This is a genomic window from Streptomyces sp. AMJ-169, from assembly GCF_055597585.1.
The window spans coordinates 86263-112152 of sequence record NZ_JBVLTJ010000011.1 but is presented as its reverse complement, the minus strand read 5'-3'; the positions used below and the strand labels follow the sequence as shown (position 1 = coordinate 112152).

General features: G+C 69.6%; 20 protein-coding genes. 10 read left to right on the top strand and 10 right to left on the bottom strand.

The annotated features are described in order from the left end of the window. Window positions 1–90: 90 nt before the first annotated feature. Entirely contained in the window at window positions 91–1536 is a 1446-nt protein-coding gene (locus tag ACYUD3_RS26150; protein WP_470974467.1) for a cation:dicarboxylate symporter family transporter, read from the bottom strand. A 125-nt stretch (window positions 1537–1661) separates the two neighbouring features. Between ACYUD3_RS26150 and ACYUD3_RS26145 the strand changes: the two genes are divergently transcribed. Then, window positions 1662–3326 carry a sensor histidine kinase gene (locus tag ACYUD3_RS26145; RefSeq protein ID WP_470974465.1) on the top strand — a complete coding sequence of 555 codons (1665 nt, stop codon included), beginning with the start codon at window positions 1662–1664 and terminating at the stop codon, window positions 3324–3326. Further along, window positions 3323–4012 (top strand): response regulator, encoded by a 690-nt coding sequence (locus tag ACYUD3_RS26140; protein WP_470974463.1) that lies wholly within the window; start codon window positions 3323–3325, stop codon window positions 4010–4012. Before ACYUD3_RS26145 ends, ACYUD3_RS26140 begins: the two co-directional genes overlap by 4 nt. Here ACYUD3_RS26140 and ACYUD3_RS26135 read toward each other — a convergent pair. Then, window positions 3897–6119: a tetratricopeptide repeat protein gene (locus tag ACYUD3_RS26135; protein WP_470974461.1), complete on the bottom strand. Its 2223-nt coding sequence runs from the start codon at window positions 6117–6119 to the stop codon at window positions 3897–3899. The two genes, ACYUD3_RS26140 and ACYUD3_RS26135, sit on opposite strands and share 116 nt — an antisense overlap. Window positions 6120–6539: 420 nt before the next feature. On the opposite strand from ACYUD3_RS26135, the gene mtnN reads away from it, so the two are divergent. Together mtnN and ACYUD3_RS26125 are read left to right on the top strand one after the other, a co-directional pair. Beyond that, the gene (mtnN, locus tag ACYUD3_RS26130) at window positions 6540–7367 is read left to right on the top strand and encodes a 5'-methylthioadenosine/S-adenosylhomocysteine nucleosidase (protein ID WP_470974458.1); all 828 of its coding nucleotides are present in this window, start codon (window positions 6540–6542) and stop codon (window positions 7365–7367) included. 104 nt (window positions 7368–7471) lie between these two features. Then, the gene (locus ACYUD3_RS26125) at window positions 7472–7699 is read left to right on the top strand and encodes a hypothetical protein (RefSeq protein ID WP_470974456.1); all 228 of its coding nucleotides are present in this window, start codon (window positions 7472–7474) and stop codon (window positions 7697–7699) included. Window positions 7700–8728: 1029 nt separating this feature from the next. Here the strand turns inward: ACYUD3_RS26125 and ACYUD3_RS26120 are convergent. After that, on the bottom strand, window positions 8729–9754 hold the full coding sequence (locus tag ACYUD3_RS26120; protein ID WP_470974453.1) for an ATP-dependent 6-phosphofructokinase: 1026 nt from the start codon (window positions 9752–9754) through the stop codon (window positions 8729–8731). Between the two features lie 209 nt (window positions 9755–9963). On the opposite strand from ACYUD3_RS26120, the gene pta reads away from it, so the two are divergent. From pta to pyk, 3 genes are all read left to right on the top strand, one after another. Further along, the gene (pta, locus tag ACYUD3_RS26115; protein ID WP_470974450.1) at window positions 9964–12048 is read left to right on the top strand and encodes a phosphate acetyltransferase; all 2085 of its coding nucleotides are present in this window, start codon (window positions 9964–9966) and stop codon (window positions 12046–12048) included. After that, window positions 12045–13259, top strand: coding sequence for an acetate kinase (locus ACYUD3_RS26110; RefSeq protein WP_470974447.1), 1215 nt, complete (start codon window positions 12045–12047; stop codon window positions 13257–13259). The genes pta and ACYUD3_RS26110 overlap by 4 nt, the downstream gene beginning before the upstream one ends. A 73-nt stretch (window positions 13260–13332) precedes the next feature. Beyond that, window positions 13333–14760 carry a pyruvate kinase gene (pyk, locus tag ACYUD3_RS26105; protein WP_470974445.1) on the top strand — a complete coding sequence of 476 codons (1428 nt, stop codon included), beginning with the start codon at window positions 13333–13335 and terminating at the stop codon, window positions 14758–14760. Between the two features lie 87 nt (window positions 14761–14847). Here the strand turns inward: pyk and ACYUD3_RS26100 are convergent, their stop codons facing one another. The 4 genes from ACYUD3_RS26100 to ACYUD3_RS26085 all read right to left on the bottom strand — a co-directional run bounded on the left by ACYUD3_RS26100 (window position 14848) and on the right by ACYUD3_RS26085 (window position 19020). Continuing rightward, window positions 14848–16137, bottom strand: a complete 1290-nt coding sequence (locus ACYUD3_RS26100; protein WP_470974443.1) for a hypothetical protein — start codon at window positions 16135–16137, stop codon at window positions 14848–14850. Further along, window positions 16127–16642, bottom strand: a complete 516-nt coding sequence (locus ACYUD3_RS26095) for a DUF6114 domain-containing protein (protein ID WP_470974440.1) — start codon at window positions 16640–16642, stop codon at window positions 16127–16129. Before ACYUD3_RS26095 ends, ACYUD3_RS26100 begins: the two co-directional genes overlap by 11 nt. Window positions 16643–16751: 109 nt before the next feature. Beyond that, the gene (locus tag ACYUD3_RS26090) at window positions 16752–17417 is read right to left on the bottom strand and encodes a DUF6230 family protein (protein WP_470974437.1); all 666 of its coding nucleotides are present in this window, start codon (window positions 17415–17417) and stop codon (window positions 16752–16754) included. 628 nt (window positions 17418–18045) lie between these two features. Further along, window positions 18046–19020 carry a tetratricopeptide repeat protein gene (locus ACYUD3_RS26085; protein ID WP_470974435.1) on the bottom strand — a complete coding sequence of 325 codons (975 nt, stop codon included), beginning with the start codon at window positions 19018–19020 and terminating at the stop codon, window positions 18046–18048. 202 nt (window positions 19021–19222) lie between these two features. On the opposite strand from ACYUD3_RS26085, the gene ACYUD3_RS26080 reads away from it, so the two are divergent. Beyond that, window positions 19223–19834, top strand: a complete 612-nt coding sequence (locus tag ACYUD3_RS26080; RefSeq protein WP_470974433.1) for a TetR/AcrR family transcriptional regulator — start codon at window positions 19223–19225, stop codon at window positions 19832–19834. A gap of 22 nt (window positions 19835–19856) precedes the next feature. Beyond that, window positions 19857–20192, top strand: a complete 336-nt coding sequence (locus ACYUD3_RS26075) for a DUF3817 domain-containing protein (protein WP_470974431.1) — start codon at window positions 19857–19859, stop codon at window positions 20190–20192. A 23-nt stretch (window positions 20193–20215) separates the two neighbouring features. Here ACYUD3_RS26075 and ACYUD3_RS26070 read toward each other — a convergent pair whose 3' ends face one another. After that, window positions 20216–20725: a MarR family winged helix-turn-helix transcriptional regulator gene (locus ACYUD3_RS26070; RefSeq protein ID WP_470974429.1), complete on the bottom strand. Its 510-nt coding sequence runs from the start codon at window positions 20723–20725 to the stop codon at window positions 20216–20218. 168 nt (window positions 20726–20893) lie between these two features. Here ACYUD3_RS26070 and ACYUD3_RS26065 point away from each other — a divergent pair, with 168 nt between their 5' ends. After that, a complete protein-coding gene (locus ACYUD3_RS26065; protein WP_470974427.1) occupies window positions 20894–21886 on the top strand; it encodes a glycoside hydrolase family 6 protein in 993 nt (330 codons plus the stop codon). A gap of 4 nt (window positions 21887–21890) precedes the next feature. On the opposite strand, the gene glxA is transcribed toward ACYUD3_RS26065, so the two are convergent. After that, window positions 21891–23849: a radical copper oxidase GlxA gene (gene glxA, locus ACYUD3_RS26060; protein WP_470974425.1), complete on the bottom strand. Its 1959-nt coding sequence runs from the start codon at window positions 23847–23849 to the stop codon at window positions 21891–21893. Next, entirely contained in the window at window positions 23849–25648 is a 1800-nt protein-coding gene (locus tag ACYUD3_RS26055) for a glycosyltransferase family 2 protein (protein WP_470974423.1), read from the bottom strand. The genes glxA and ACYUD3_RS26055 overlap by 1 nt, the downstream gene beginning before the upstream one ends. Between the last annotated feature and the right edge of the window lie 242 nt (window positions 25649–25890).

Below are 25890 nucleotides of genomic sequence, written 5' to 3'. Positions count from 1 at the left end.
CCGGGGTTCTTCGGCAAAAGCGGCTCTTCAATACAGCCGGAGGCCCGGCCCCGGTTCAGGCGGGGCCGGACCTCCGGAGTCCAGGGGGCGTCAGGCCTTCGCCAGCGCCTTGTCGCCGTTGCCGTGCCGCTCGTCGGCGCCGGCGTCACCGTCACCGGCGTCGTCCGAGGCGGCGGGCCCGTTGTGGTCGTCGAGGAGCGTCTTCTCGTCGAACGGCAGCTCACCGGCGAGCACCCGGTTCACCCGCTCCTTGTCGATCTCCTTGGTCCACGTGCCGACCAGGACGGTCGCGACGGCGTTGCCCGCGAAGTTGGTGAGGGCGCGGGCCTCGCTCATGAAGCGGTCGATGCCGACGATGAGGCCGATGCCGTCCACCAGGGCCGGCTTGTGGGACTGGAGGCCGCCCGCGAGGGTCGCGAGGCCGGCGCCGGTGACACCGGCGGCGCCCTTGGAGGCGACCAGCAGGAAGAGCAGCAGCGGGATCTGCTCGCCGACGGCCATCGGGGTGCCCATCGCGTCGGCGATGAACAGGGACGCCATGGTCATGTAGATCATGGTGCCGTCGAGGTTGAAGGAGTAACCGGTCGGGACGGTGATGCCGACGACCGGCTTGCTGACCCCCAGGTGCTCCATCTTCGCGATGAGCCGCGGCAGCGCGGACTCGGAGGAGGAGGTCGACAGGATCAGCAGGAACTCGCGGGCCAGGTACTTGAAGAAGACGAAGATGTTCAGCCCGGCCACGATCCGCAGCAGCGCGCCGAGGATGATGAAGACGAAGAGGAAGCAGGTGATGTAGAAGCCGATCATCAGCACCGCGAGGCTCTTCAGCGCGTCGACACCGGCCGAGCCGGTGACGGCGGCCATGGCTCCGAAGGCGCCGACCGGGGCGGCCCACATGATCATCGCGAGGACGCGGAAGACGAGCTTCTGGATGTGCTCGATCCCGCGCAGGACCGGCTGCCCGGCGTTGCCCATGGCCTGGAGCGCGAACCCGCAGAGCAGGGCGACCAGCAGGGTCTGGAGGACCTCGCCGCCGGTGAAGGCGGACACGATCGTGGTCGGGATGATCCCGAGCAGGAAGTCCGTGGTGTCCTTGGCCTCGGCCGAGACCTGCGCCTGACCCGAGTGCTTGATCGCCTCGGTGATGTGCAGCCCGGTGCCCGGCTCCAGGATGTTGCCGACGACCAGGCCGACGGCGAGGGCCACGAACGACATGACCACGAAGTAGCCGAGGGCGATCCCGCCGACCGCGCCGACCTTGGCGGCCTTGCGGACCGAACCGATGCCGAGCACGATCGTGCAGAAGATGATCGGCGAGATCATCATCTTGATCAGATTGACGAACCCGGTCCCGATGGGCTTCAGCTCGACGGCGAAGTCGGGGGCGATCAGGCCGACGGCGATACCGAGGGCGACCGCGGCGATCACGGCGATGTACAGATAGTGGGTGCGGTCCCGCTTCACAGCGGGAGCGGCGGGTGCCGTATCGGGGGTGCTGGCGGCCACGGCTGCCCTCCTTGACGTCTTCGTCGGCATCACAACCGGCGTGCGGCTCACGTCCGGGCGAGATAAGGGAATGCGGTGACTATCTCCCGGCTTGTGAGGGCGGTCACCCTTCCGTTCATTTAGTTCACGCCATCGCCGGGGGGCAGACTGGCCGTATGCGCATCCCCCTCCCGAGACCCCGCAGCCTCGCGGGCCAGCTGTTCGCCATGCAGGCCGTGCTGATCGCGGTGCTCGTGGCCGGGTACGCGCTCTTCAGCTACGTCAGCGACGAGCGCCAGGCCGAGGACGCCGCCCGCCGCCAGGCGATGGCCGTCGCCCGCGCGGTGGCCGACTCCCCGTCGGTGCGGGAGGCGATCGGTACGTCCGACCCGTCGGCGCGGTTGCAGCCGTACGCGCTCCAGGTCATGAAGGACACCGAGGTCGACTTCGTCACGATCATGAATCCGCGGGGCATCCGCTGGACGCACCCCGATCAGTCGCAGATCGGGCAGAAGTTCCTGGGGCACATCGAGCGGGCGGTGCGCGGGGAGTCGTTCACCGAGACGTACAAGGGGACGCTCGGGGAGTCGGTGCGGGCGGTGACGCCCGTCTACGCCGAAGGGGCCGGGGGCAACGAGGTCGCCGGGGACGACCGGATCATCGGGCTCGTGAGCGCCGGCATCAAGATCGAGGTGATCAGCGAGCGGGTGCAGGAGCAGGTGACGGCGCTGCTCGGGGTGGCGGCCGGCGCGCTGGCCCTGGGCGCGGTCGGCACGTACGTCGTCAACGCCCGCCTGCGCCGCCACACCCACGGCATGAACGCGGGCGAGCTGAGCCGTATGCACGACTACCACCAGGCCGCGCTGCACGCCGTGCGCGAGGGGCTGCTGATGCTGGACGGGCGGTACAAGGTGGCGCTGATCAACGACGGGGCGCGGGAGTTGCTCGGGGTGTCGGGGGCGGTGGTCGGTGACTCGGTCGCCGGCCTCGGGCTGCCCGCGCCGCTGACCGGGGCGCTGCTCTCCTCCGAACCGCGCGTGGACGAGGTGCACTTGACGGCCGAGCGGGTGCTTGTGGTCAACACCTCCCCCGTCTCCGGCGGTGAGCAGCGAGGGACGGTCGTCACTCTTCGGGACGTCACGGAACTCCAGTCCCTCATGGGCGAGTTGGACTCTGAGCGGGGCTTCACCCAGGCGTTGCGCTCCCAGGCGCACGAGGCGGCCAACCGGCTGCACACCGTCGTCTCGCTGATCGAACTCGGGCGGGCGGAGGAAGCGGTGGATTTCGCGACGGCGGAGCTGGAGCTGGCGCAGGCGCTGACCGATCAGGTGGTGGCGGCGGTGAGCGAGCCTGTGCTGGCCGCGCTGCTGCTCGGCAAGACGGCGCAGGCCAATGAGCGGGGGGTGGAGCTGGTGGTGACCGAGGAGAGCCGGCTGGACGACGGGGTGCTGCCGGGGTCGCTGCCCGCGCGGGACCTCGTCACGATCCTGGGGAACCTCATCGACAACGCCGTGGACGCGGCGCAGGGGAGCGTGGGGGCGAGGGTGTCGGTGACCGCGTTCGCCTCCCCCGAAGGGGAGTTGGTGCTGAAGGTGTCCGACACCGGGGAGGGCGTCGGGGCCGGCGACACCGAGCGGGTCTTCGAACTCGGCTTCACGACAAAGCCGTCCGGTCCCGGGGGCCGGGGGCTGGGGCTGGCGCTGGTCCGGCAGGCGGTGCAACGGCAGGGCGGGACGCTGGTGGTGGCCGGGGCCGAGGGGGGCGGGGCGGAGTTCGTGGTGCGGTTGCCGTTGGGGACGAACGCCGCCCAGGTCTCCGGTGCCTCTGGAGGCAGACGATGAGTACAGGTGAGCCTGGGATTCGAGTGCTGGTCGTCGAGGACGACCCCGTCGCCGCCGATGCCCATGTCCTGTACGTCGGCCGGGTCCCGGGTTTCGTCGCGGTCGGGAAGGCGCACACCGGGGCCGAGGCGCGGCGGCTGCTGGAGCGTACGGCCGTCGATCTGCTGCTGCTCGATCTGCATCTGCCCGACGGGCACGGACTCCAGCTGGCCCGTTCCCTGCGGGCGGCCGGATATCACGCGGACGTGATCGCCGTGACGTCCGCCCGGGACCTGGCGGTCGTACGGGAAGGGGTCTCGCTGGGCGTCGTCCAGTACGTCCTGAAACCGTTCACCTTCGCAACGCTGCGGGACCGTCTGGTGCGCTACGCGGAGTTCCGCGGCGCCGCCGGGGAGGCGAGCGGCCAGGACGAGGTCGACCGCGCGCTGGCCGCCCTCCGGGCCCCGTCCCCGGTGACCCTGCCCAAAGGGTTGAGCGGCCCGACCCTGGAGCGGGTGAGTGTCGCGCTGCGGGACGCGACGGAGGGCCTCACCGCCGCCGGGATCGCCGAGGTCGTCGGCATCTCCCGCATCACCGCCCGCCGCTACCTGGAACACCTGGTGGAGGCGGGCAGAGCGGGCCGCAGCCCGCAGTACGGGGCGGTGGGGCGGCCGGAGTTGCAGTACCGGTGGGTGCGGGGGGAGTGAGGGGCGTTTTCAAGAGGGCGGCGGCAGCTTGGGCGGTGGCGGCTTCTCGGGGAGCGTTGGCGCGGATGTAGGCGTCGGCGGCATCGAGATAAGCAGTGCGGGCCTGGGCAAGGTTCTCAGACTTCTCGCGGGAGAGAGCCATGCCGAAGAGTGTCCGCCCCTCGCCGTACCAGTCCTCAAAACCCTGGCACGCTTTTAGAGCCCGGTCATACGCGTCAAGCGATTCCTCCACTCGCCCAATTTCGCGCAGGACTCTGCCGAGGTTTTTCCACGCCCTGCCCTCACGGTTGCGGTCGCCGACGGCTCGATACAAGTCGCGGGCCTCGATGTGAGCCTGTCTCGCTTCTTTCAGCCGGCCGGTCATCCGCAGGGCGATGCCAAGGTTGTTCCACGCCACCCCTTCACAACGCTGATCGCCGAGCTCCCGATACAGGTCACGAGCCTCGGTATGAGCCCCGATCGCTTCCTCGCTCCGGCCGGCCTCCCTCAAGGCGGTGCCGAGGTTGTTCCGTGTCAGAGCCGCACCCCATCGGTCTCCGGCCATCTCAAACAGCTCGCCGGCTCGATTGAAGCATTCGATCGCCTGTGCCGTCTTTCCTGTCTCGCTGAGGGCGATTCCGTAGTTGGTCCACGCAACGGCTTCTCCCTGGTCACCCATACGATGAGCTACTTTCCGCGCGGCGTCCGCGACCTCGACCAGATCGTCGAGATATCTCCGTCGGCGCAGATACAAGGACAGGCTCGCCGCCAGTTTCACCGGCAGCTCCACCGATGGCATTTCCCGCGCCCACCCCACCGCCACGACCAGCCCCGCCCGTTCCGTATCCAGCCAGGTCAGTGCCCGCCCGAGACCCTCGAACAACTCCGGCTGCGGCTTGCCCGGCAACAACCGCAGCCAGTCATCTGCCGCACCGGCCCGACGCAGATAGAACCTCAGCACTCGTGCCCGCCCCGCATCCCTCTCCCCTCGTTTCCCCGCTCCCACGCCGAACACCCGCACCAAGTCATGCATCCGCCACCACCCCGCCCCGCTCCCCCGCTCCACCAAATGCGCGCGAGTCAAAGCCCTCAGCTCCCTTTCCGGAGACGCCTCGCCGCCCGCAAGAGCGGAGATGACCTCAGTGCTGACCTCAGTGCCGGGTGCGATGGCGAGCAGTCTCAACAACCTTGCCTGCTCAGACGGAAGCCGCCGATAAGAGAGGTCGAAAGCCGCGCGAACGCTGCGTTCACCGTCGTCGAGATGGTCGAGCCGGTCATGGGACTCCCCCAACTCCGCGACCAGGTCCGCAACAGATCTCCCCGGGTCCCCCGCCAGGAGCGCGGCGGCGATCTGCAGGGCCAGCGGAAGATGTCCACACAGATCCACGAGGTGTTGAGCCGCGTGCGAGGCTTCGGCGATACGGCTGTCCCCCGGATCGGCGATACACAACGCCCGATCAAGAAGGTCATACGCATCCTGAGGAGCGAGCTGGTCCAACGACACCAGTCGTGCGCCGAGTTGGGGCAACCGGTCTCTGGAAGTGACCAAGACATGGTGCCGCGCGTCATTCGGCACCAAGGGACGCACCTGCTCCGGGGCCGACGCGTTGTCGGCCAGGACAAGAACAGGCCCGCTCTTCGCAGCCAGCGCGGACCGGTAAAGCCCCGCCCGCTCATCCAGACTCCCCGGAATGTCCTCGGGCTGAATCCCCAACGCTCGCAGCAACGCCTGAAGCGCCCGGTCGGCGGTAACCGGCTCGGCGTCGTACCCATGCAGGTCGATGAAGAGCACACCCCCGGAAAACCACCCCCGCCCACAAGCCAGATGAGCCGTCTCCACAGCGAGTGCCGTCTTCCCGATCCCCCCGAGGCCGGAAACCGCAGCCACGAGCGTCGTCGACCCGCCAGTCACCCGCCCGGGAGCAAGCTCCCCCAACAACATCTCGATCTCCCGCTCCCGCCCGGTGAACCCACCTGGCCGGGGCGGCAGACCAGACAACGATTCGAGAGCAGTGACGACTTGATGAATGACGGTCTGAGTGCCGACCACCTCTCCCGAAAACACCCCACCGCGAAAGTCGACGTGATCCTGTCCGTACCGAGCGGCAGCATTATCCGAAACGCTCACGGCATCACCCCATCGGCCGCGCCGCGTACAGCACGACCTGCGCCCCTAGCCCTACCACGCCCATCGCCTCCAGCACGGACAGGGAGAAGAGCAACTCGCCGACGCCTCTGTCCGCCCAGAACACTGAATCACCTTGCGAGACCCGCGCCGAGCATCGGCCCGATGTGTCCGCTCCCACCCGAATGCCTCGAACTCACCTTCAGATGGTTCCAGTTGAGCAAATTGAGGCCCCGACTCGGCCCTGATGTATCGCCCGATGGCGGAAATCTTCCCTTCGTTGACCAGGTACATCCACCCCAGCACCAAGCACACCAGCGACAACGCCAGCAGCATCTGCGCCTGTTCGGCCTGCCCGACTTGCCCCTTCCCTCTGCGGCTTGGCAGTACCTTAAAGGGGTGCCGCAGACAGCTCACACTGCCGTGATCCTGACCGCGCTGCCGGTCGAGTACGACGCCGTGCTCCGGCATCTGAAAGAGCCGCAGGAAATCACGCTGGCTGACGGAACTCTCATGGAGCAAGCGCGACTTGAGGGTGCGCGATGGACAGTCGCGGTCGCAGATCTGGGCGAAGGCGCGGCGAACGCGGCTTCTCTCACGCCGCAGATCCTCAACGTGCTCAAACCCGAGGTCCTGCTGTTCGTCGGCGTGGCGGGCGGTCTCAAAGACGAGCTCCAGATCGGCGATGTCGTCGTCGGCACCAAGGTGTACGCCGTCCAGGGCGGCAAGCAGGGACCGGGGAACTTCTCCGTCCGGCCCGAGGCATGGCAGGGCTCGCACCGTCTTGTCCAGGCGGCCCGTTCGGCGCTGCGGCAGCTGCCTGAGGTGCGGAACTTCCTCAAGCCGATCGCCTGTGGAGATGTCGTCCTCGCCGATGACCGCTCCGCCTTCGCCGAGTTCATCCGGCACAACTACAACGACTCCTACGCCATCGAGATGGAGAGCGCCGGGGCAGCCCGCGCAGCGCATAACCATGGCCGGGTGGACTGGCTGGCGGTCCGGGGGATCAGCGACTTCGCCAACGCCGACAAGCACTTGGCCGATGCTTCCGGTTCCCAGGAACAGGCTTCCGTCCAGGCCGCGTTGGCGGCCATGGCGATCCTGCGCAAGCATCAGCCGCGCGCGGGGGCGGGCTCCGACTCCGAGGAGGAGTCCCATCGCCCCAAAGGGGCTGTCTACGGCGGGGATCACATCGACCTCAGCGGGGGCACTTTCTACGGAACCGTCGTCGGGAAGCAGACCGGGGAGTGAATGGGGCACGCCCATGGCCCGGTCCGGCGTGCGACGACCACTCTTCCGCCCCGGCCGCCCGATTTCACCGGCCGGGTAACGGAGTTGGACGATCTGCTCTCGCCGTGGAGGCGGGGCACCGGGCACGTGATCAAGGCTGGTTTCCCGGCGGCTCTCTCTTCGTCGACCTTCGCGGCTACGACGAGACCCTTCCGCCGGTGACTGCCGAGCAGGCGGTGTTGGCGTTGCTCGATGCGCTGGGGTCCAGGGCACAGAGCTGCCGCAGACGGCAGAACGTCAGCATGATCTGCACTGCGCGCTTCTCGATGAACGGGCGTCAACTGGCAGGCTGACCTTGCTGATTCTGGACAATGCCGCGCATCCGGAACAGTACGTCCCGTTGCTCGCCGGCGCACAGCATCACCGGGTCCTGATCACCTCCCGGGACCGTCCGGATTCCTTGCCGGTCCGGGTCATCCCCTTGGGACCCTCCGTCCACAGGACTCCGTCGAGCTGATCACCAACGCCCTTCATTCGACCGATCCGAGGGACGATCGGCCTGAGCGGGAGCGGGATATCGCGTCGCTGGTCGCTGGGATCCGCAAGGCAAGTGATCCGACGGCCGCGCTGGACAAGGCTGTTCCCGGCCCGGACCTCTATGGGCGCTCGCTCGCGCTACGGCCGGTGTAGAAACGTCGTACCGGCGTCTGCCGCCCGAACTCGCCCGGTTGTTCAGGTTGCTGTGTCTGGCACCGGATGCAGAGGTGAGCACCGAGGTCATCACCGCTCTGGCTGACCTCGACGCGGATGTCACGCCTGCGCTGCTGGAGGACCTGGCCGCCCGGCACCTCGCCGCAGCGCTGAGAAACGGCCACGGGAAGTGGCAAGTACACGACTTGGTAAGGGCGTTCGGGGCCGAACTGAGCGCGGCAGACGAAGAATCGGCAGCAGAGGACGACGCTGGGCGGGGCCGGATGCTGGAGTTCTTCGAGAACTACAGGCAGGCATTGGACCGGCTGGACAGGGAACGGCCGGGTTTGGTGGCCGCTGTGCGCTGGGCCGGGGAGAAGCAGTTCGCACGAGAAGTGATACAGCCGGCCCGGCATCTGGCGATATATCCGGACCGACAGCGATACACCGAGGACTGGCTGACGGTCTCGGCCATCGAGCGAGAAGCGGCTCACCTCATCGGCGACCGGTACGGCAAGGCCCTGAGGTCCGCCAGGACTGGTACAGCGACGGAGGAACCCTCAGCAACCTTGCCCATGCCTACAAGGGCATCGGCCGCCTCGACGAATCCCGAGCCGCCTACCTGCAAGCCGCCGAAGCCTTCGCCCGAGCCAACGTCCCCAAAGCCCAAGCCGCCCGCCGCCCCGCTCCCCCTAGAACACCGACTCCGCCTCATCCATCCGGTCCTTGGGCACCCGCTTCAGCTCAGTGACCGCCTCCGCCAACGGCACCATCACCACATCCGTCCCCCGAAGCGCCGTCATCCGCCCGAACTCCCCCCGGTGCGCGGCCTCCACGGCGTGCCAGCCGAAGCGCGTCGCCAGGACGCGGTCGTACGCGGTGGGCGTACCGCCCCGCTGGACGTGCCCGAGGATCACCGGCCGCGCCTCCTTCCCCAGCCGCCGCTCCAGCTCGTGCGCGAGGGCCGTCCCGATGCCCTGGAACCGCTCGTGGCCGAACTGGTCGATGGCGCCCTTGCCGTAGTTCATGGTCCCGTCGGCGGGATGCGCGCCCTCAGCCACACAGATGACGGCGAACTTCTTGCCGCGCGCGAACCGTTCCTCGACCATCTTGACCAGGTCGGCGGGGTCGAAGGTCCGCTCGGGCAGGCAGATCCCGTGCGCGCCGGCCGCCATCCCGGACTCCAGGGCGATCCACCCCGCGTGCCGCCCCATGACCTCGACGACCATCACCCGCTGATGCGACTCGGCGGTCGTCTTGAGCCGGTCCATCGCCTCGGTGGCGACCCCGACGGCCGTGTCGAAGCCGAAGGTCCGGTCCGTGGAGGAGATGTCGTTGTCGATGGTCTTGGGCACCCCGACGACCGGCAGCCCGGCGTCGGACAGCATCCGGGCGGCGGTCAGCGTGCCCTCGCCGCCGATGGGGATCAGGGCGTCGATGCCGAACTGGTGGATCATGTCGGAGGCGTTCTCGCACGCCTCCCGCAGCCGGTCCCGCTCGAGGCGGGAGGAGCCGAGGATGGTGCCGCCGCGGGCGAGGATGCCGCTGACGGACTCCAGGTCCAGGCCCCGGTAGCGGCCGTCGAGGAGGCCGGCGTACCCGTCCTCGAAGCCGATGACCTCGTCGCCGTAATTGTCGACGGCCCGGTGTACGACGGACCGGATGACTGCGTTCAGGCCGGGGCAGTCGCCGCCTGCGGTGAGAACTCCGATGCGCATCCTGCTGTGTCTCCTGCTCGGTGTCGGAACCGGTGAGCCGGGCCGATTCTTTCATGTCCCGGTGACACCACTGTGTCCCCCCTTGCACCCCGGACACTGACGGGCGCTTTATCCAGGCCCAGAGGTATTGTCAAGAGGGTTTCGCTCACCCGTGTGGGCGATTTTTGTACGGTCGATGTGACGAAGACGAAGAGGAAACGGAGTCCCGCGTGACGCGCAGCGTATACGTGACCGGAATCGACCGCGGCGACGGCCGCCAAGTCGTCGACCTGGGCGTCATGGAACTCCTGACCCGCCAAGTGGACCGGGTCGGCGTCTTCCGCCCCCTCGTCCACGACAGCCCCGACCGCCTCTTCGACCTGCTGCGCGCCCGCTACCGCCTCGCGCAGGACCCGGCGACGGCGTACGGCATGGACTACCACGAGGCCGCCGGCCTCCAGGCGGCGCGCGGCACCGACGAGCTGGTGTCCACCCTGGTCGACCGGTTCCACCAGGTCGCCCGCGACTACGACGTCGTCCTGGTCCTCGGCACCGACTTCGCCGACACCCAGCTCCCCGACGAACTGGCCCTGAACGCCCGGCTGGCCAACGAGTTCGGCGCCTCGGTGCTCCCCGTGGTGGGCGGCCGCAAGCAGACGGTGGAGTCGGTCCGCGCCGAGACCCACAACGCGTTCCGCGCGTACGAGGGCCTGGGCTGCGACGTGCTGGCGATGGTCGTGAACCGGGTCGCCCGCGAGGACCGCGACGCGCTCGCCGAGGCGCTCGCGGACAAGCTCCCCGTCCCCTCCTACGTGCTGCCCGACGAACCCGCCCTCTCCGCGCCGACCGTCGCCCAGGTCCAGCACGCCCTCGGCGCGAAGGTCCTCCTCGGCGACGACTCGGGGCTGGCCCGCGACGCGCTCGGGTTCGTCTTCGGCGGCGCGATGCTCCCCAACTTCCTGGCCGCGCTGACCCCGGGCTGCCTGGTCGTCACCCCCGGCGACCGGGCCGACCTGGTCGTCGGCGCGCTCGCCGCGCACAGCGCCGGCACCCCGCCCATCGCCGGCGTCGTCCTGACCCTGGACGAGATACCCGGCGACGACGTCCTCACCCTCGCCGCCCGCCTCGCCCCCGGCACGCCCGTGCTGTCGGTCGCCGGGACCAGCTTCCCCACCGCCGAGCAGCTCTTCTCCCTGGAGGGCCGGCTCGGCGCGGCCACCCCGCGCAAGGCGGAGACCGCGCTGGGCCTCTTCGAGCGGTACGTCGACACCGCCGGCCTCCTGAGGCGGGTCTCCGCGCCCAGCAGCGACCGCGTCACGCCGATGATGTTCGAGCACAAGCTCCTCGAACAGGCCCGCTCCGACCTGCGCCGGGTCGTGCTGCCCGAGGGGACCGAGGAACGCGTCCTGCACGCCGCCGAGGTGCTGCTGCGGCGCGGGGTCTGCGAACTGACCCTGCTCGGCCCCGAGGACGCGATCCGCAAGAAGGCCGCCGACCTCGGCATCGACCTGGGCGACTGCCGGCTGATCGACCCGGCCACGAGCCCCCTGCGCGACACTTTCGCCGAGAAGTACGCCCAGCTCAGGGCGCACAAGGGGGTGACCTTCGAGCTGGCCTACGACGTCGTCGCCGACGTCAACTACTTCGGCACCCTGATGGTCCAGGAGGGCCTCGCCGACGGCATGGTCTCCGGCTCGGTCCACTCCACCGCCGCGACCATCCGCCCCGCCTTCGAGATCATCAAGACCAAGCCGGACGCCGCCATCGTCTCCTCGGTGTTCTTCATGTGCCTCGCCGACAAGGTCCTGGTCTACGGCGACTGCGCGGTCAACCCCGACCCGGACGCGGGGCAGTTGGCCGACATCGCGGTCCAATCGGCCGCCACCGCAGCCCAGTTCGGCGTGGACCCCCGGATCGCGATGCTGTCGTACTCCACCGGCACCTCCGGCTCGGGCGCGGACGTCGACAAGGTCCGCGAGGCCACCGAGTCGGTCCGCGAACGCCGCCCCGACCTGAGGATCGAGGGGCCCATCCAGTACGACGCCGCCGTCGAGCCCTCGGTCGCCGCGACCAAGCTGCCGGGGTCCGAAGTCGCGGGCCAGGCCAGCGTGCTGATCTTCCCGGACCTCAACACCGGCAACAACACGTACAAGGCGGTCCAGCGGTCCGCCGGCGCCATCGCCGTCGGGCCGGTGCTCCAGGGGCTGCGCAAGCCGGTCAACGACCTCTCGCGCGGCGCCCTCGTCCAGGACATCGTCAACACCGTCGCCATCACCGCCATCCAGGCCCAGACCCCGAAGGACCCCGCCCAGTGACCGCCTCCCGTGTCCTCGTCCTCAACTCCGGCTCCTCGTCGGTGAAGTACCAGCTGCTGGACATGGCCGACGGCGGCCGGCTCGCGACCGGGCTCGTCGAGCGGATCGGGGAGCGGACGTCCCTGCTGAAGCACACGGACGTGCGGCACGCCAGGACCCGGGAGACCGTCGGCCCCATCGCCGGCCACCAGGCCGCCCTGAAGGCCGTCGCCGAGGAGCTGGCCAAGGACGGACTCGGCCTGGACTCACCGGAGCTGGCGGCGATCGGGCACCGGGTCGTGCACGGCGGGCAGACGTTCACGCAGCCGACGGTCGTCGACGACGCCGTCCTCGCCGAGATCGAGCGGCTCATCCCCGTCGCCCCGCTGCACAACCCCGCCAACCTCACCGGCATCCGCACCGCCCAGGCCCTGCGCCCCGACCTCCCCCAGGTCGCCGTCTTCGACACCGCGTTCCACACGACCATGCCGGAGTCCGCCGCCCGGTACGCGATCGACGTGAAGACCGCCGACGAGCACCGCGTACGCCGCTACGGCTTCCACGGCACCTCCCACGCGTACGTCGCCCGCGCCACCGCCGCACTGCTCGGCAAAGCGCCCGAGGACGTCAATGTGATCGTGCTGCACCTCGGCAACGGGGCCTCCGCGTCGGCCGTGCGCGGCGGCCGGTGCGTGGACACCTCCATGGGGCTCACGCCGCTGGAAGGGCTGGTGATGGGGACCCGGTCGGGCGACCTGGACCCGGCCGTCATCTTCCATTTGGCGCGGGTTGGCGGATTGTCCATCGACGAGATCGACACTCTTCTCAACAAGAAGAGCGGGCTTGTCGGACTGTGCGGTGACAACGACATGCGGGAGATCCGGCGGCGGATCGACGAGGGTGACGAACAGGCCCGGCTCGCCTTCGAGATCTACATTCACCGGCTGAAGAAGTACATCGGCGCGTATTGCGCGGTGCTCGGAAAGGTCGACGCGATCGCGTTCACCGCCGGGGTCGGGGAGAACGCCGCCGAGGTGCGGGAGGCCGCCACAGCGGGCCTCGGCGCCTTCGGCATCGGGGTCGACCCGGCGCTGAACGCCGTACGCGGCGGCGACGCCCGGCTGATCTCGCCGGCGGGGGCCCCGGTGGCGGTCGCGGTCGTGCCGACGGACGAGGAGCTGGAAATAGCGGCTCAGGCGTACGCACTGGTTACCGAAATAGAAAGCAACTGAGCAGCACCCCGCCCATTTGTATCTTCCACCAGCCGGAATATTCCGCAGCGAAACAAACCGATAGGATCGCCCCATGCGCCGTTCGAAAATCGTCTGTACTCTCGGCCCCGCGGTCGACTCCCACGAACAGCTGGTGTCGCTGATCGAGGCCGGCATGAACGTGGCCCGCTTCAACTTCAGCCACGGCTCGCACGCCGAGCACCAGGGCCGGTACGACCGGGTCCGGGCCGCCGCCAAGGAGGCCGGCCGGGCCGTCGGCGTCCTCGCCGACCTCCAGGGCCCCAAGATCCGCCTGGAGACCTTCGCCGAGGGCCCCGTCGAGCTGGTGCGCGGTGACGAGTTCACCATCACCGCCGAGGACGTCCCGGGCGACAAGACGATCTGCGGTACGACGTACAAGGGCCTGCCGGGCGATGTCGCGCCGGGCGACCAGATCCTCATCAACGACGGCAACGTCGAGCTGAAGGTCCTCTCCGTGGACGGCCTCCGGGTGCGTACGACGGTCGTCGAGGGCGGTGTCATCTCCGACCACAAGGGCATCAACCTGCCCGGCGCGGCCGTGAACGTGCCCGCGCTGTCGGAGAAGGACATCGAGGACCTGCGGTTCGCGCTGCGCATGGGCTGCGACATGGTCGCGCTGTCCTTCGTCCGCGACGCCAAGGACGTGGCCGACGTCCACCGCGTGATGGACGAGGAGGGGCGCCGGGTCCCCGTCATCGCCAAGGTGGAGAAGCCGCAGGCGGTGGAGAACATGGAGGACGTCGTGATGGCGTTCGACGGTGTCATGGTCGCCCGCGGCGACCTGGCCGTCGAGTACCCGCTCGAGAAGGTCCCCATGGTGCAGAAGCGCCTGATCGAGCTGTGCCGGCGCAACGCCAAGCCGGTGATCGTCGCGACCCAGATGATGGAGTCGATGATCACCAACTCCCGGCCGACCCGCGCCGAGGCGTCCGACGTCGCCAACGCGATCCTCGACGGCGCCGACGCGGTCATGCTCTCCGCCGAGTCCAGCGTGGGCGCCTACCCGATCGAGACCGTCAAGACGATGTCGAAGATCGTCACCGCGGCCGAGGAGGAGCTGCTGAGCAAGGGCCTCCAGCCGCTCGTGCCCGGCAAGAAGCCGCGTACGCAGGGCGGTTCGGTCGCCCGCGCGGCCTGCGAGATCGCCGACTTCCTCGGCGGCAAGGGCCTGGTCGCCTTCACCAAGTCCGGTGACACCGCCCGCCGCCTCTCCCGCTACCGCGCCTCGCAGCCGATCGTCGCGTACACGACCGACGAGGCGACCCGTAACCAGCTCACCCTGAGCTGGGGCGTCGAGTCCCACGTGGTGCCGTTCGTCAACAGCACCGACGAGATGGTCGACATGGTCGACTCCGAGATCGCCAAGCTCGGCAGCTTCAACCCCGGTGACACCCTGGTCATCACCGCCGGCTCGCCCCCCGGCGTCCCCGGTACGACCAACATGGTCCGCGTCCACCACCTGGGCGGCACGGCCAACTGACGTACGGCAGACACCGAGGGCGCCCTCCCGCTTCAGCGGCGGGGGCGCCCTCGGTGTCTGTGCGGCTCCCGGAGTGGTCTATGCGCGTCAGCTCGTGTACTGACTCATCTGCGGGATCGTCAAAGTGCCGCCGAACTGGCCGGCCTGCTGGACCTTGACGTTGGTGAAGTAGATCAGGGGGATGTTCAGCGGCGGCGGGCTCTTCGGGGTGAACGTCACCGGGATCAGGCCGAAGAGGTTGCCCGAGATGCTCTCGGTGTACATCACGGTCTGGCCGTCGCGGATCGTCGACGTCGTCCCCTTGCCGCCCTGCACGTGGTACGTCTTGCCGGCCCGCTTGTCGATGACCGTCTGGTGCAGGTCGCCGATGTCGGTGCCGTCGGAGATGACGTACTTCAGGACCTCCTTGACCGTGCCGTCGGCCGTCTTCACCTTCACCACGCCCTGGTAGTCGGCGCCCTTCAGCAGCAGCGAACTGGCGTTCAGGAACCAGGGGTCGGTGGGGAGGAGGAGCTTGTTGTCGATGCCGGAGCCGGTGTCCGTGGTGGCGACGGGGCAGTCGTCGGTGCTGGTGCTCTCGCTCGCGCTCGCGCTCGCTGAAGGCGTCGGGCTCGGGCTCGGGGAGGCGTCCGCCTCGGCCGGGTCCTTCGTGTCCGCCGGGTCCTTGGTGGCACCCGATGCCGACGGCGACGGCTCGTCCTTCGGCGTCTCCGACTTCTCGGACGACGACTTGTCCGACGTCGACTTCTCCGACGCGGACGGTGACGGGGACGCCGACGGGGTCGTCGTACCGGAGTCGTCCGTCTTCGAACCGCCGCCCGTGAAGACGTCCGTCAGCGCGTCCCCGATGGTCTCCAGGACGCCCTTCTGGGACGCGGAGGGGGACGGGGACGGGCTCGGGGACGTGCTCTCCGAAGGCGAAGGTGACGGGGACGGGGACGAGGCGCTCGTACCGCCCTTGTCCGACGTCCCGCTCTGCTCCTCGGAACCTGAATCCGAGGAGGAGCTGTCCTTCGCGGTCTCCTTCGCGGCCGAAGTGCCCTTGGAGTCCTTGGAGTCCTTGGAGTCCGTCGAGGGCGACGCCGAAGGCGAAGGCACCTGCGACTTCGACGCGTCCTTCGCCATCGCCGCCACGCAGTCCTTGTACTCCTCCGCCGTGAGGCTGTTGGAGGAGGACTGGTCGTCGGCGCGGGCGAGGGTCGGGGTGAAGCTCATGCCCATGATGACGGCCGTCGGCATCGCCGCCAGGGCTATGGCCTTGCCGGCCGGCATGTGGAGTCTCGCGAACAGGGGTTTTCTGGGAGCCGCGTGGCGCGGTCCGGTTCTCTCCCGGAACGTGGCCGCGTGTCCCCCGGGGGTGTCCTCGTCAGTCGGCACTGCGCCTCCCGTTCGGCCCGTTCGCCGGGCCCGTTCCTGACAGATCGTCTCGCCCGTCCACCGCGTCCGCCGGCCGCTCCCGCGCCTCTTCCGCCGGGGCCGGCGGCTGCGGCTTTCCCTCCGCCCAGGACACGGCCATCGCCCCGCCGAGCATCGCGAGCAGGAAGCCGACGACGAAGCCGCCGAAGTTGGACACCGGCAGCGAGACCAGGGCCAGCAGGATGGAGGCGACGCCCGCGAAGACGCGGATGTGCTTCTGGAACCACAGGCTCAGCCCGAGGGTGACCAGCAGGACCCCGATGATCAGGGAGCCGGCGCCCGCGGTGGTGGCCATGGCCAGCGTCAGATGACCGATCTGGACGTGTGCGTAGGGGAAGTACATGATCGGGAAGCCGCTGAGCGCGACGTACAGGCCGGCCCAGAACGGCCGCGTGCCCCGCCAGGCCCGGAACTGCGACCTCCGGCGGGCGAACTGGCCGGGTGCGGCAGAGATCTCGGCGCTCATGGAAAACAGCTCCCTGGTGCGGCGTTTCTGTGATGTGAAGCGGTGACGCGATGGTGGTGCAAGGCGGGCGGGGGGCCCGAACCGCTCCCCCCGCCCGCCCCCGTCATGCCTAATAGCACTCGTGGCCGGGACCCACCTGAAGACTCATCTTCAGCTTCGGAAGCGTGAAGGTTCCGGCGGTGGTCGCCCACGCCGTCTGCCGCACGCCGTACAGGTCGGCCTTCTCCGCCTGCTGAGCGAAGCCGTAGGGGTTGACCTGGTCCTTGTCCCGCAGCGCGGGGCCCTGGCCACCCTTGTCGGGGGTGGTGTTGCCCGCGGCCACGCCGATGTCGATGCCGGTGAAGACCGCGCTGCCCGTGGTCTCCAGGTCGGCGATGTCGATGTACAGGTTCTGCGCGGAGACCTGCTGCTTCTCGTCGTCGCTCTGGCCCGCCTTCAGCGTGAGGGTGACCGAGCCGAGCAGCGGGATGTTCGGGGTGACCACCGACTGGCACAGGCTCTTGATGGTCGCGCTCTTGAACGCCGAGACCGCCACCGGGTGACCTGTCTTCTCACCGGTGAGGGTGTAGCCGTTGTCGATCGCGCCGTACTGCGAGAAACCCTGGCCGTGCAGTTCATCGGCCGTGACCTTGAACGACTGGCCCGAGACGCTGAACGATGCCGCCAGCGCGCCCTGCGCGAGAGCGACACCTATACATGCCGTGGCGGCCACGCTGGGCACCATGACCACAGCGAACCGCTTCCATCTGGTCCCGCCACGCACCTGGGACTCCATATTTCCTCCTTCTCGGACGTACATCGCCCGCCGGGCGCCCGCCCCTCGCGAGAAGCGGCCGGCCGTGCAGGGATGGGAGAAGTGCTACGTCCTCGGGTAGGGGAGCGCCTGCGCCCGTGAGGGGCCGCCTGCGGTCACCCCCGAGCGACTACCACCGGCCGTGCCTGACACGCATCACGCACAGCCCTGCCGGACAGGCTCCGCCGCACGGGCGAAGACCCCCCTGTCCGAGGAACCGGCGCCACTGCCGTCGGCTCCTGCCCGGTGGGGACCCACGAGTTCACCGTGTCCCGGCCGGCTGCCGGGGAACGGGGAAATGGACCGAGCGTCGCCGATCGTGGTGCATTCTCGCCGCCCGCACAAGGGGGTTCGTTACTGGCTAGTAACGGCCGGATAACCGTCCGACGACCCAGAGATCTCGACCGGCGACGCAGCGCGATATCACTGCCCAGGACAAATCGCTTGACAGCCGGACAGATCTCGACAGGCCGACGCCCCTGACTTACTTCCAGTAACAGCGGCCGCGATTACCAAGATTTGGTAAAGCACGGCCGCAGGGGTGCTCCTCCGGCAGAACTTTCCCTCCGGTACCGGGGCGCCGGAGGTTTAACGACTGGTCACGGCCCGGTCAGAACAGGGCGCGCGCCAGGGCCCGCCGGGCGGCCGAAACACGGGGGTCGTCCGGGCCGATCACCTCGAACAGCTCCAGCAGCCGCAGCCGTACGGACTCCCGGTCGGCGCCGGCCGTGCGGCGGACGGTGTCGATGAGCCGGCCGAACGCGTCCTCGACGTGACCGCCCACCAGGTCCAGGTCGGCGGCGGCGAGTTGGGCGGCGGCGTCGCCCGGCTGCTCGGCGGCGTCGCGGCGCACGCCCTGCGGGTCGAGGCCCTGCACCCGCTGGAGCAGCTCGGCCTGCGCGAGGCCCAGCTTGGCCTCCTCGTCGGCCGGGGACTCGGCGAGGACGTTCTTGTACGCCTGGACCGCGCCGGCCATGTCACCGGCGTCCAGCGCCTGCGCGGCGGCGGACAGCAGCGCCTCGTGCGGGCTCACCGGGAGCGCGGCAGGCTCGGGGACTCCGCCTGCCTCGGCGTCGGGGTCGACGCTCAGTCCGGTGATCCCGAACCGCTCCTCGGCGACCTGGACGAGCTGGTCGAAGGCCTGGCGGATCTGGGCCTCGGGGGCGGCGCCCTGGAAGAGCGGCAGGGCCTGGCCGGCGACGACGGCGAAGACGGCCGGGATGCCCTGGATGCCGAACTGCTGCATCAGCATCTGGTTGGCGTCGACGTCGATCTTGGCGAGCAGGATCTTGCCGTCGTACTCGACCGCGAGCCGCTCCAGGACCGGGCTCAGCTGCTTGCAGGGCTGACACCACTCGGCCCAGAAGTCGATGACGACGGCGACCTCGGCGGACCGCTGGAGGATCTGGCTCTCGAAGCCGGCCTCGTCGACGTCGATGACGAGGTCGGCGGGGGCGACGGCCCCCGTCCCGCCCTGGCGGGCCGTTTCGGCGCGCGCCTGCTCCGCCTTCGCCTTGGCCTCCTGGGCCGCCTTCACCGCGGCGAGGTCGACGACTCCGCTCATGGACATGTTCCGTGGCTGCATGCGTCTATCCTCCCCCGTTCCCGCGCATCGATGAAAAGCGGTCCGAAATCTTGTGGTCGCCCGCCTCGCGGTCACCCGTCTCGTGGTCAACGGGCGGGCTTTCGCTACGAGTCGTAGCGTAATGGCACCGCGTGCCTCCCGTCCCGCCCCTCCCGGTGATCTCCCTCACTGCTCCACAACCGCCGCCCGTTAGGGTCGGGGGATGCACAGCCGCAGCCCCGCCGGACGTCCCGGCCGCCCCCGCAGCGCCGCCGCGGACGCGGCGATCCTGGCGGCGACCCGGGCGGCGCTGGTCGAACTGGGCTGGTCGGGGCTGACGTTGGGGGACGTCGCGCAGCGCGCCGGGGTCGCGAAGACCACCCTGTACCGGCGCTGGGCGGGCAAGAACGAACTGGTCGTCGACGCGGTCGCGGAGCTCTTCGACGAGCTGCGGCTGCCCGACTCGGGGACGCTGGCCGCCGACATCGAGGGCGTGGTCCTCCAGTTCGCGGCGATCCTGGACCGGCCGGAGGCCAGGAGCGGGCTGATGGCCGTCGTCGCCGAGTCCCTGCGCGACGACGGGCTGCGCGAGCGGATCCGCACCTCGATCGTGGAGCGGCAGAAGCGGCTGGTCCTGGAGGGCCGGGCGCGGGCGCAGGAGCGCGGCGAGCTGCCCGCGGCGGCGGCCGGCGACGGGACGGCGGACCTGATCTTCGACATGGTCGCGGGCACGGTCGTGCACCGCACCCTGGTCAGCGCGCAGCCGGCGGACGAGGAGTGGGTGCGCGCGTTCACGCGGCTGCTAGTAGCGGGGCTGGCCGGAACCCTCGCATAGGGCACCGGCTACTCTCGATCGCATGAAAAAGAGCGTCCTGACCCGTTACCGGGTGATGGCCTACGTCACCGCCGTTCTCCTCGTACTGCTGACGATCGGCGTGATCGGCAAGTGGGTGCTGAAGATCGACGGATTCGGGGATTTCGTGTCGGTCGTGGGCACCGCGCACGGCTGGCTGTACGTCATCTACCTCGTCTTCGCCTTCGACCTCGGCAGCAAGGCGAAGTTCCCGCTGGGCAAGCTGGCGTGGATGCTGCTGGCGGGGACGATCCCCACGGCGGCGTTCTTCGTGGAGCGGAAGGTGACGCGTGAGGTGCAGCCGCTGATCCTGGGCGAGCCGGTGCCGGCGAAGGTCTGAAGGAGTTCTCCGGCGGCCGGGGCCTACTGGTCCTCGAAGTCTCCGGCCGCCACCCGCAGCGGGCGCAGGGCGGCGAAGATCTCCACGCACTCCTCGTCGTCGTAGGCGCTCATGCCGAAGTCCATGGCCATGAGGTCGCGGGTGGCGGCGTCGACGGCGTCGCGGCCCTTGGCGGTGATGCTGGCCAGGGTGCCGCGGCCGTCGTTGGGGTTGGGGCGCTTGGCCACCAGGCCCGACTTGACCAGCCGGTCGACGGTGTTGGTGACGGACGTCGGGTGCACCATCAGCCGCTCGCCGATCTTCGACATCGGCAGTTCGCCGGCCTTCGAGAAGGTCAGCAGCACCAGCGCCTCGTAGCGCGCGAACGTCAGCTCGTACGGCTTGACGACCGCGTCCAGCTCGGCGAGGAGGATCTGCTGGGCCCGCATGACGGACGTGATCGCGGCCATCGCGGGCACGTTTCCCCAGCGCTGCTTCCACAGTTCGTCGGCGCGGGCGATGGGGTCGAAAGGGAGACTGAGGGGCTTCGGCACGGTCCCGACAGTACCCGCCGGTCATATCTTGGTCAGCACCGTCTCGCCTTTCGGGCCGGGGGGCGGCGGAGCGAGTTTTCCCGCGGTGACGGCGATTCGCCTTCTTCGGCACGGGTTTTCGCGTTATGCAACGAGTCACACCGATCGTCCTCCGTCGCAGGGAGCGGCATGACTCGTTCAGCCCGGATTCTCAGTGTGCTCGCCGCTCTCGCCCTCGGGGCCGGCTGCTCGGGTCCGCCCGGCGGCACCGACGCGGCCTCGGTGACCAGGCCCGAGGCCCCCGCCCCCGCCGCCGCCCCGTTCTGGGTCGACCCCGACAGCAACGCCGCGCGCCAGGTCGAGCTGTGGCAGCGGGAGGGCCGGCACTCCGACGCCGAACTCCTGCGCAGGATCGCCGACCAGCCGGTGGCCCAGTGGCCGGCCGGCGAGATCGACCCGGGCCCCGGCGTCTCGGCCGCCGCCCGCGCGGCCTCCCGCGAGGGCCGTACGGCGCTGTTCGTGGCGTACGACATCCCGCACCGCGACTGCGGGCAGCACTCGGCGGGCGGGGCGGGGGACGCGGCGGCCTACCGGGAGTGGATCGGCAAGTTCGCGGCGGCGATCGGGGAGGCGAAGGCGCTGGTGGTGCTGGAGCCGGACGCGGTGGCGCACATCGTGGACGGCTGTACGCCGGGTGAATATCACGACGAGCGGCAGCAGTTGCTCGGCGAGGCGATCGCCCGCCTCAAGCTCCAGCCGCACACGAAGGTGTACCTGGACGCGGGCAACCCGTCCTGGATCCGCGAGCCGGAGAAGCTGGTGTCCCCCTTGAAGCGGGCGGGCGTCGAGGCGGCCGACGGGTTCGCCCTGAACGTCTCCAACTTCCAGCCGGACGCCGTGGTCAAGGAGTACGGCCTGCGCCTTTCCGCACAGCTGGGCGGCAAGCACTTCGTGGTCGACACCAGCCGCAACGGCAACGGCCCGCAGCCGGGGGTGTGGTGCAACCCGCCGGGCCGCGCGCTCGGCACCCGTCCGACGACCGCGACGGGCACGCCGGCCCTGGACGCCTACCTGTGGGTCAAGCGGCCCGGGGAGTCGGACGGGACGTGCGAGGGAGGGCCGGACGCGGGCCAGTGGTGGCCGCGGTACGCCTTGGAGCTGGCGCGCAACTCCAAGGCGTAGCGGCTCACTTGACCTGGACCCACTTGGCTTCCGAGGGGGTGCCGGCCGCGTCCGTCACGAACAGCATGTACCAGCCGGGCGGGACCAGCGCGGGGTCGTCGGGGACCTGGAGGGTCACCGCCTTGCCCTGTTTCTCCAGGCCGAGGGCGATGGAGCGCTGTTCGACGTCCGTGGTGTGGGTGACCGCGCTCGGGCGCATCAGGCGGGCCGAGACGATGCGTTCGGGGTGCCGGGTGCGGTAGGTGAGCCTGCGGTCGGACGGGAGCTGCTGCGGGCCCTCGTCCAGGGTCGGGCGGTCGGCTGCGTTCTTGTGCAGCTGCGGCGGGGTGAAGATCTCCATCCGCTGTTCGAAGTGGCCGAGTTTGGTGTTCTGCCGGTCGTCGAAGAGGGGGTCGGAGCCGAAGGTCGCGACCCTGCCGTCGGGCAGCAGGAGGGCTTCGGAGTGGTAGTTGCGGCCCACCGCCGGGTCGGCGGCCTCGCGGAAGGTGTTCGCCTTGGGGTCGTAGAACTGGGCCTTGAGGATGTTGCTGGCGCTGCGGCCCCGGTAGTCGGAGGAGCCGTTGGAGGTGAAGACGGTGTCGTCCGGCATGATCACGCTGTTCAGGTAGCGCGTGCCCTGCGGGAGGTCGGGGCCGTCCTTGAACGTGGGGTTGTCCTCCTTGAGGTCGATCACCGCGGTGCGGGGGGTGGCTTTCTTGGACTCGCCGACCCCGCCGCCGCCCAGGATCATCACCTTCTGGTCCTGCGCCGGGGGCAGCAGGAGGGAGGCCGAAGTCTCCGTCTGTGCGGGGTCCTTGAGGCCGGGGACCTTCTCGAAGGTGTTGGTCTTCAGGTCCCACAGGCCCGGTTCGCGGCCCTTGTCGGCGGGGCCGTAACCGGCGTTGGAGGCGGGGTAGAAGAGCTTGCCGCCCTTGGTGAGGAACAGCGCCGGGTAGGTCGGGAAGTAGCGCTTGGGGCCCGGGGTCCACTTCTTGGTCCTCGGGTCGTAGATCTCGTTGTCGCCGGGGTCGATGACGCCGACGTCGTCGAGGCCGGAGACCGCGAGGACGCGTCCGTCGTCGAGGCCGACGAGGGTCGGGTACCAGCGGGCCTTCTTCATCGGGTCGACGGGGATGTACCGCTCGGCCACCGGGTCGAACTCGTAGGCGGCGCGGATGCCCTGGAAGTCCTGCTTCTCCAGGGTGATCTTCTCGCTGAGCCCGTAGGTGTTGCTCGCGTCCTTGCCGGTGAGGCCGACGATCTCGTACTGGGCCTGCTTGTCGGTGGCGGACATCGGGCCCGGCTCGGTGGCCTCGACGAAGACGCGGACCTCGCTGGCGGTGACCTTGGTCTGCCAGGGCTGCATGACGCCCCGGCTGTTGTAGGTGACGTCGAAGTCGCGTTTCGCCTTGGGGACGGTGACGTCGAAGCGGCTGACGTACTCGACGCCGGCGGGCGAGCGGAAGCGGGTGCCCTTCTTCAGGACGATCGCCTTGTCGGGGTTCTCGTTCTTCACCCGCATCCCGCCGCCGGCCTTCTCGACCTCCCCGTCGAGGAGTTCGTACCGGGCGGTCCCGCCGGCCACCAGCATCCGGCCGTCGGGGAGTTGGGCGTGCCCGGAGCAGAAGAAGTCGTCGGGGGTGGGGATCTTCTTGAAGGTGTTCGCCTTCGGGTCCCACAGGACGGTGTCGAAGGACCCGGCGTCGAACTTCTTCTGCTCGTTGCCGGAGCCCGCGACGATCAGGACCTTCCCGGTGTGCAGCAGCGCCGCGTGGATCGCGTTGGTGCGGTACTGCTCGGGGATGTCGAGCTGGGCCCAACTGCCGTACTTGGCCTGGTACTCGGGCTGGGCGATCTTGTAGGCGTGGTACTGGGTGCCGACGAAGTCCAGCGCGGCCGGGGCGTTGAGGCTGGCCAGGACGACGATCCCGCCGATGCCCAGCACCGTCTTCTTGGTCTTCTGGGGGGTGGTCTGGAAGGCCATCAGTTGCCTCCTGTCGGGGTGCCGGAGACGGGAAGGGCGGCGAGGCTCGCCTCGGGCTCGGGCGCGCTCTCCTGCACCAACTCCCTGGTGCGCTTACGGAGTTGCCGCTCCCGGCGGGCGGGCTCGCGGCGCGCGTGGACCAGTCCGCCGAGCCAGATGGCCACCGGCGCCAGGGAGATGACGATCGCGAGGACCGCCCAGGTCCGCATCGCCGCGTGGGTGTGGCCGAGTCGGACCGAGGCGACGAGCGACGCGATGAGGACGGCCGCCCAGAAGAGGTGGATGCGGAAGGTGAGGACCCGGTCGGGGCTGGCGTCGCCGCCCTTGGGAGTGACGACGAACCGGCTGGGCAGCCGCAGCAGCGCCTCCCCGAAGGACTTGAGGTAGATCGGCGCCGACAGCGCGGACATCGCCATCCCGGCGAGCCCCCCGGACCCCTCGGGTTCGTGCGGGGAGACGTTGTGCCGCCGGTTCCACAGATAAAGACCGATCTGGAGCGCGGCGGCGTCCGAGTACAGCATCAGCCACACCGAGGCGGAGACCTGCGTCCCCGACGCCCCGAACCACAGGAACAGGACGCAACTCAGAATGCCCAGCAGCCAGTTGACGGCCGTCATCGGGTAGTAGACGAGCATCATCGTGTACGAGAACAGCCGCCCCGGAGGCATCGTGAACGGCGCCTTCCAGTACTGCTTGAACAGCGTCTCGTACGTCCCGCGCGACCACCGCAGCTGCTGCGTGAAGAAGTCGGTCCAGGAAGCGGGCCCCTCCCCCACCGCGAGCACGTCCGGCGTATAGACGGACCGCCAGTGCCGTCCCGTCTTCGGATTGCGCCGCCGGTGCAGCTCGAACCCGGTGGCCATGTCCTCGGTGATCGAGTCGTACAGCCCCCCGATCTGCCGGACGGCCGCGATGCGTACGACGTTGTTGGTGCCGACGAACATCGGCGCCCGGTAGCGGTTGCCGGCCCGCTGGATCAGCGCGTGGAAGAGGAACTGCTGGGACTCGGCGGCCTTGGTGACGGGGTTGTGGTAGTTGCCGTACACCTGCGGTCCGACGACGAACGCGACGTCCGGGTCGCGGAAGTACCCCATCATGCGGTGCAGGTAGTCGGGGTGCGGGACGTGGTCGGTGTCGACGGAGGCGAAGAAGTCGTAGCCGCCGCCGTGCATCGCGATCCACGCGTTGTAGTTCCCGTGCTTGGTACGGGCCTTGTGGACACCCTTGGGCCGGTTCCACTCCGGGACGCCGTGCCGGGTGAAGTGCCGCACCCCCAGCTCCGCGCAGAGCGCCTTGGCCTGCTCGTCGTCGCCCTCGTCGAGGAGCCAGACGTCCAGGGGGCCGCTGTGGTGGACGCGGACGGCGCCTTCGAGGGTCGCGCGGACCATCGCGAGGGGCTCGCGGCCGGGGACGTACGTCGTGAGGAAGGCGACCCGGGTGCCCGGTTCGGGGACGACGGGGACGGGGTCGCGGGCGACGAGGGTCGCGTGGGCGACGGAGGCCACGTTGACGACCATGAACAGCTCGATCAGGCCGATGGCTATGAGCATGGTGATGTCGAGGCCGACCAGCCATTCGTCGCCGCCCTCGCGCTCCACCCAGTGGGTGGGCCACACCAGGTACACGAGCAGCAGCCCGGTCAGCACCGGCGCCAGGCTCATCAGCAGGACGGCGCGTATTCGGTGGGGCTCACGCGAGAGCAGGGGTATGTACTGCACCCGGTACGACGCTCCGGCCGGCTCCGTCAGCGGACCGGCCAGCCTGCTGTGGGTGTCGTAGTCGTAGCCCTCAGGCCGCACAACGCCCTCCAAGAAGTGGGGAGTGTTCGAGACCCGGGGCCCCGCCGGCGGCGGGACGTGACGGGCCGATAACCTCACCAAAAGGGACATATGCCAGGCGTGTCGAACGGGGTGCCGCCAGCCGGGTGGGAGGTTCGGCCAACGGGGTCGTGAGGGGGCCGCCGGGGGCGGGGGTTCGGGGCGGGCGCGGGCCGGGAGGGCGGCTTCCGGAAGTCCTGCGGGCGCGGAGCCGCGAGGCGGCT

Bases quoted from the DNA above. Each gene is read 5' to 3' on its own strand.
- ACYUD3_RS26150 (WP_470974467.1), bottom strand. From the start codon at position 1,536: ATGCCGACGAAGACGTCAAGGAGGGCAGCCGTGGCCGCCAGCACCCCC.
- ACYUD3_RS26145 (WP_470974465.1), top strand. From the start codon at position 1,662: ATGCGCATCCCCCTCCCGAGACCCCGCAGCCTCGCGGGCCAGCTGTTC.
- ACYUD3_RS26140 (WP_470974463.1), top strand. From the start codon at position 3,323: ATGAGTACAGGTGAGCCTGGGATTCGAGTGCTGGTCGTCGAGGACGAC.
- ACYUD3_RS26120 (WP_470974453.1), bottom strand. From the start codon at position 9,754: ATGCGCATCGGAGTTCTCACCGCAGGCGGCGACTGCCCCGGCCTGAAC.
- pyk (WP_470974445.1), top strand. From the start codon at position 13,333: ATGCGCCGTTCGAAAATCGTCTGTACTCTCGGCCCCGCGGTCGACTCC.
- ACYUD3_RS26095 (WP_470974440.1), bottom strand. From the start codon at position 16,642: ATGAGCGCCGAGATCTCTGCCGCACCCGGCCAGTTCGCCCGCCGGAGG.
- ACYUD3_RS26090 (WP_470974437.1), bottom strand. From the start codon at position 17,417: ATGGAGTCCCAGGTGCGTGGCGGGACCAGATGGAAGCGGTTCGCTGTG.
- ACYUD3_RS26085 (WP_470974435.1), bottom strand. From the start codon at position 19,020: ATGCAGCCACGGAACATGTCCATGAGCGGAGTCGTCGACCTCGCCGCG.
- ACYUD3_RS26080 (WP_470974433.1), top strand. From the start codon at position 19,223: ATGCACAGCCGCAGCCCCGCCGGACGTCCCGGCCGCCCCCGCAGCGCC.
- ACYUD3_RS26075 (WP_470974431.1), top strand. From the start codon at position 19,857: ATGAAAAAGAGCGTCCTGACCCGTTACCGGGTGATGGCCTACGTCACC.
- ACYUD3_RS26065 (WP_470974427.1), top strand. From the start codon at position 20,894: ATGACTCGTTCAGCCCGGATTCTCAGTGTGCTCGCCGCTCTCGCCCTC.
- glxA (WP_470974425.1), bottom strand. From the start codon at position 23,849: ATGGCCTTCCAGACCACCCCCCAGAAGACCAAGAAGACGGTGCTGGGC.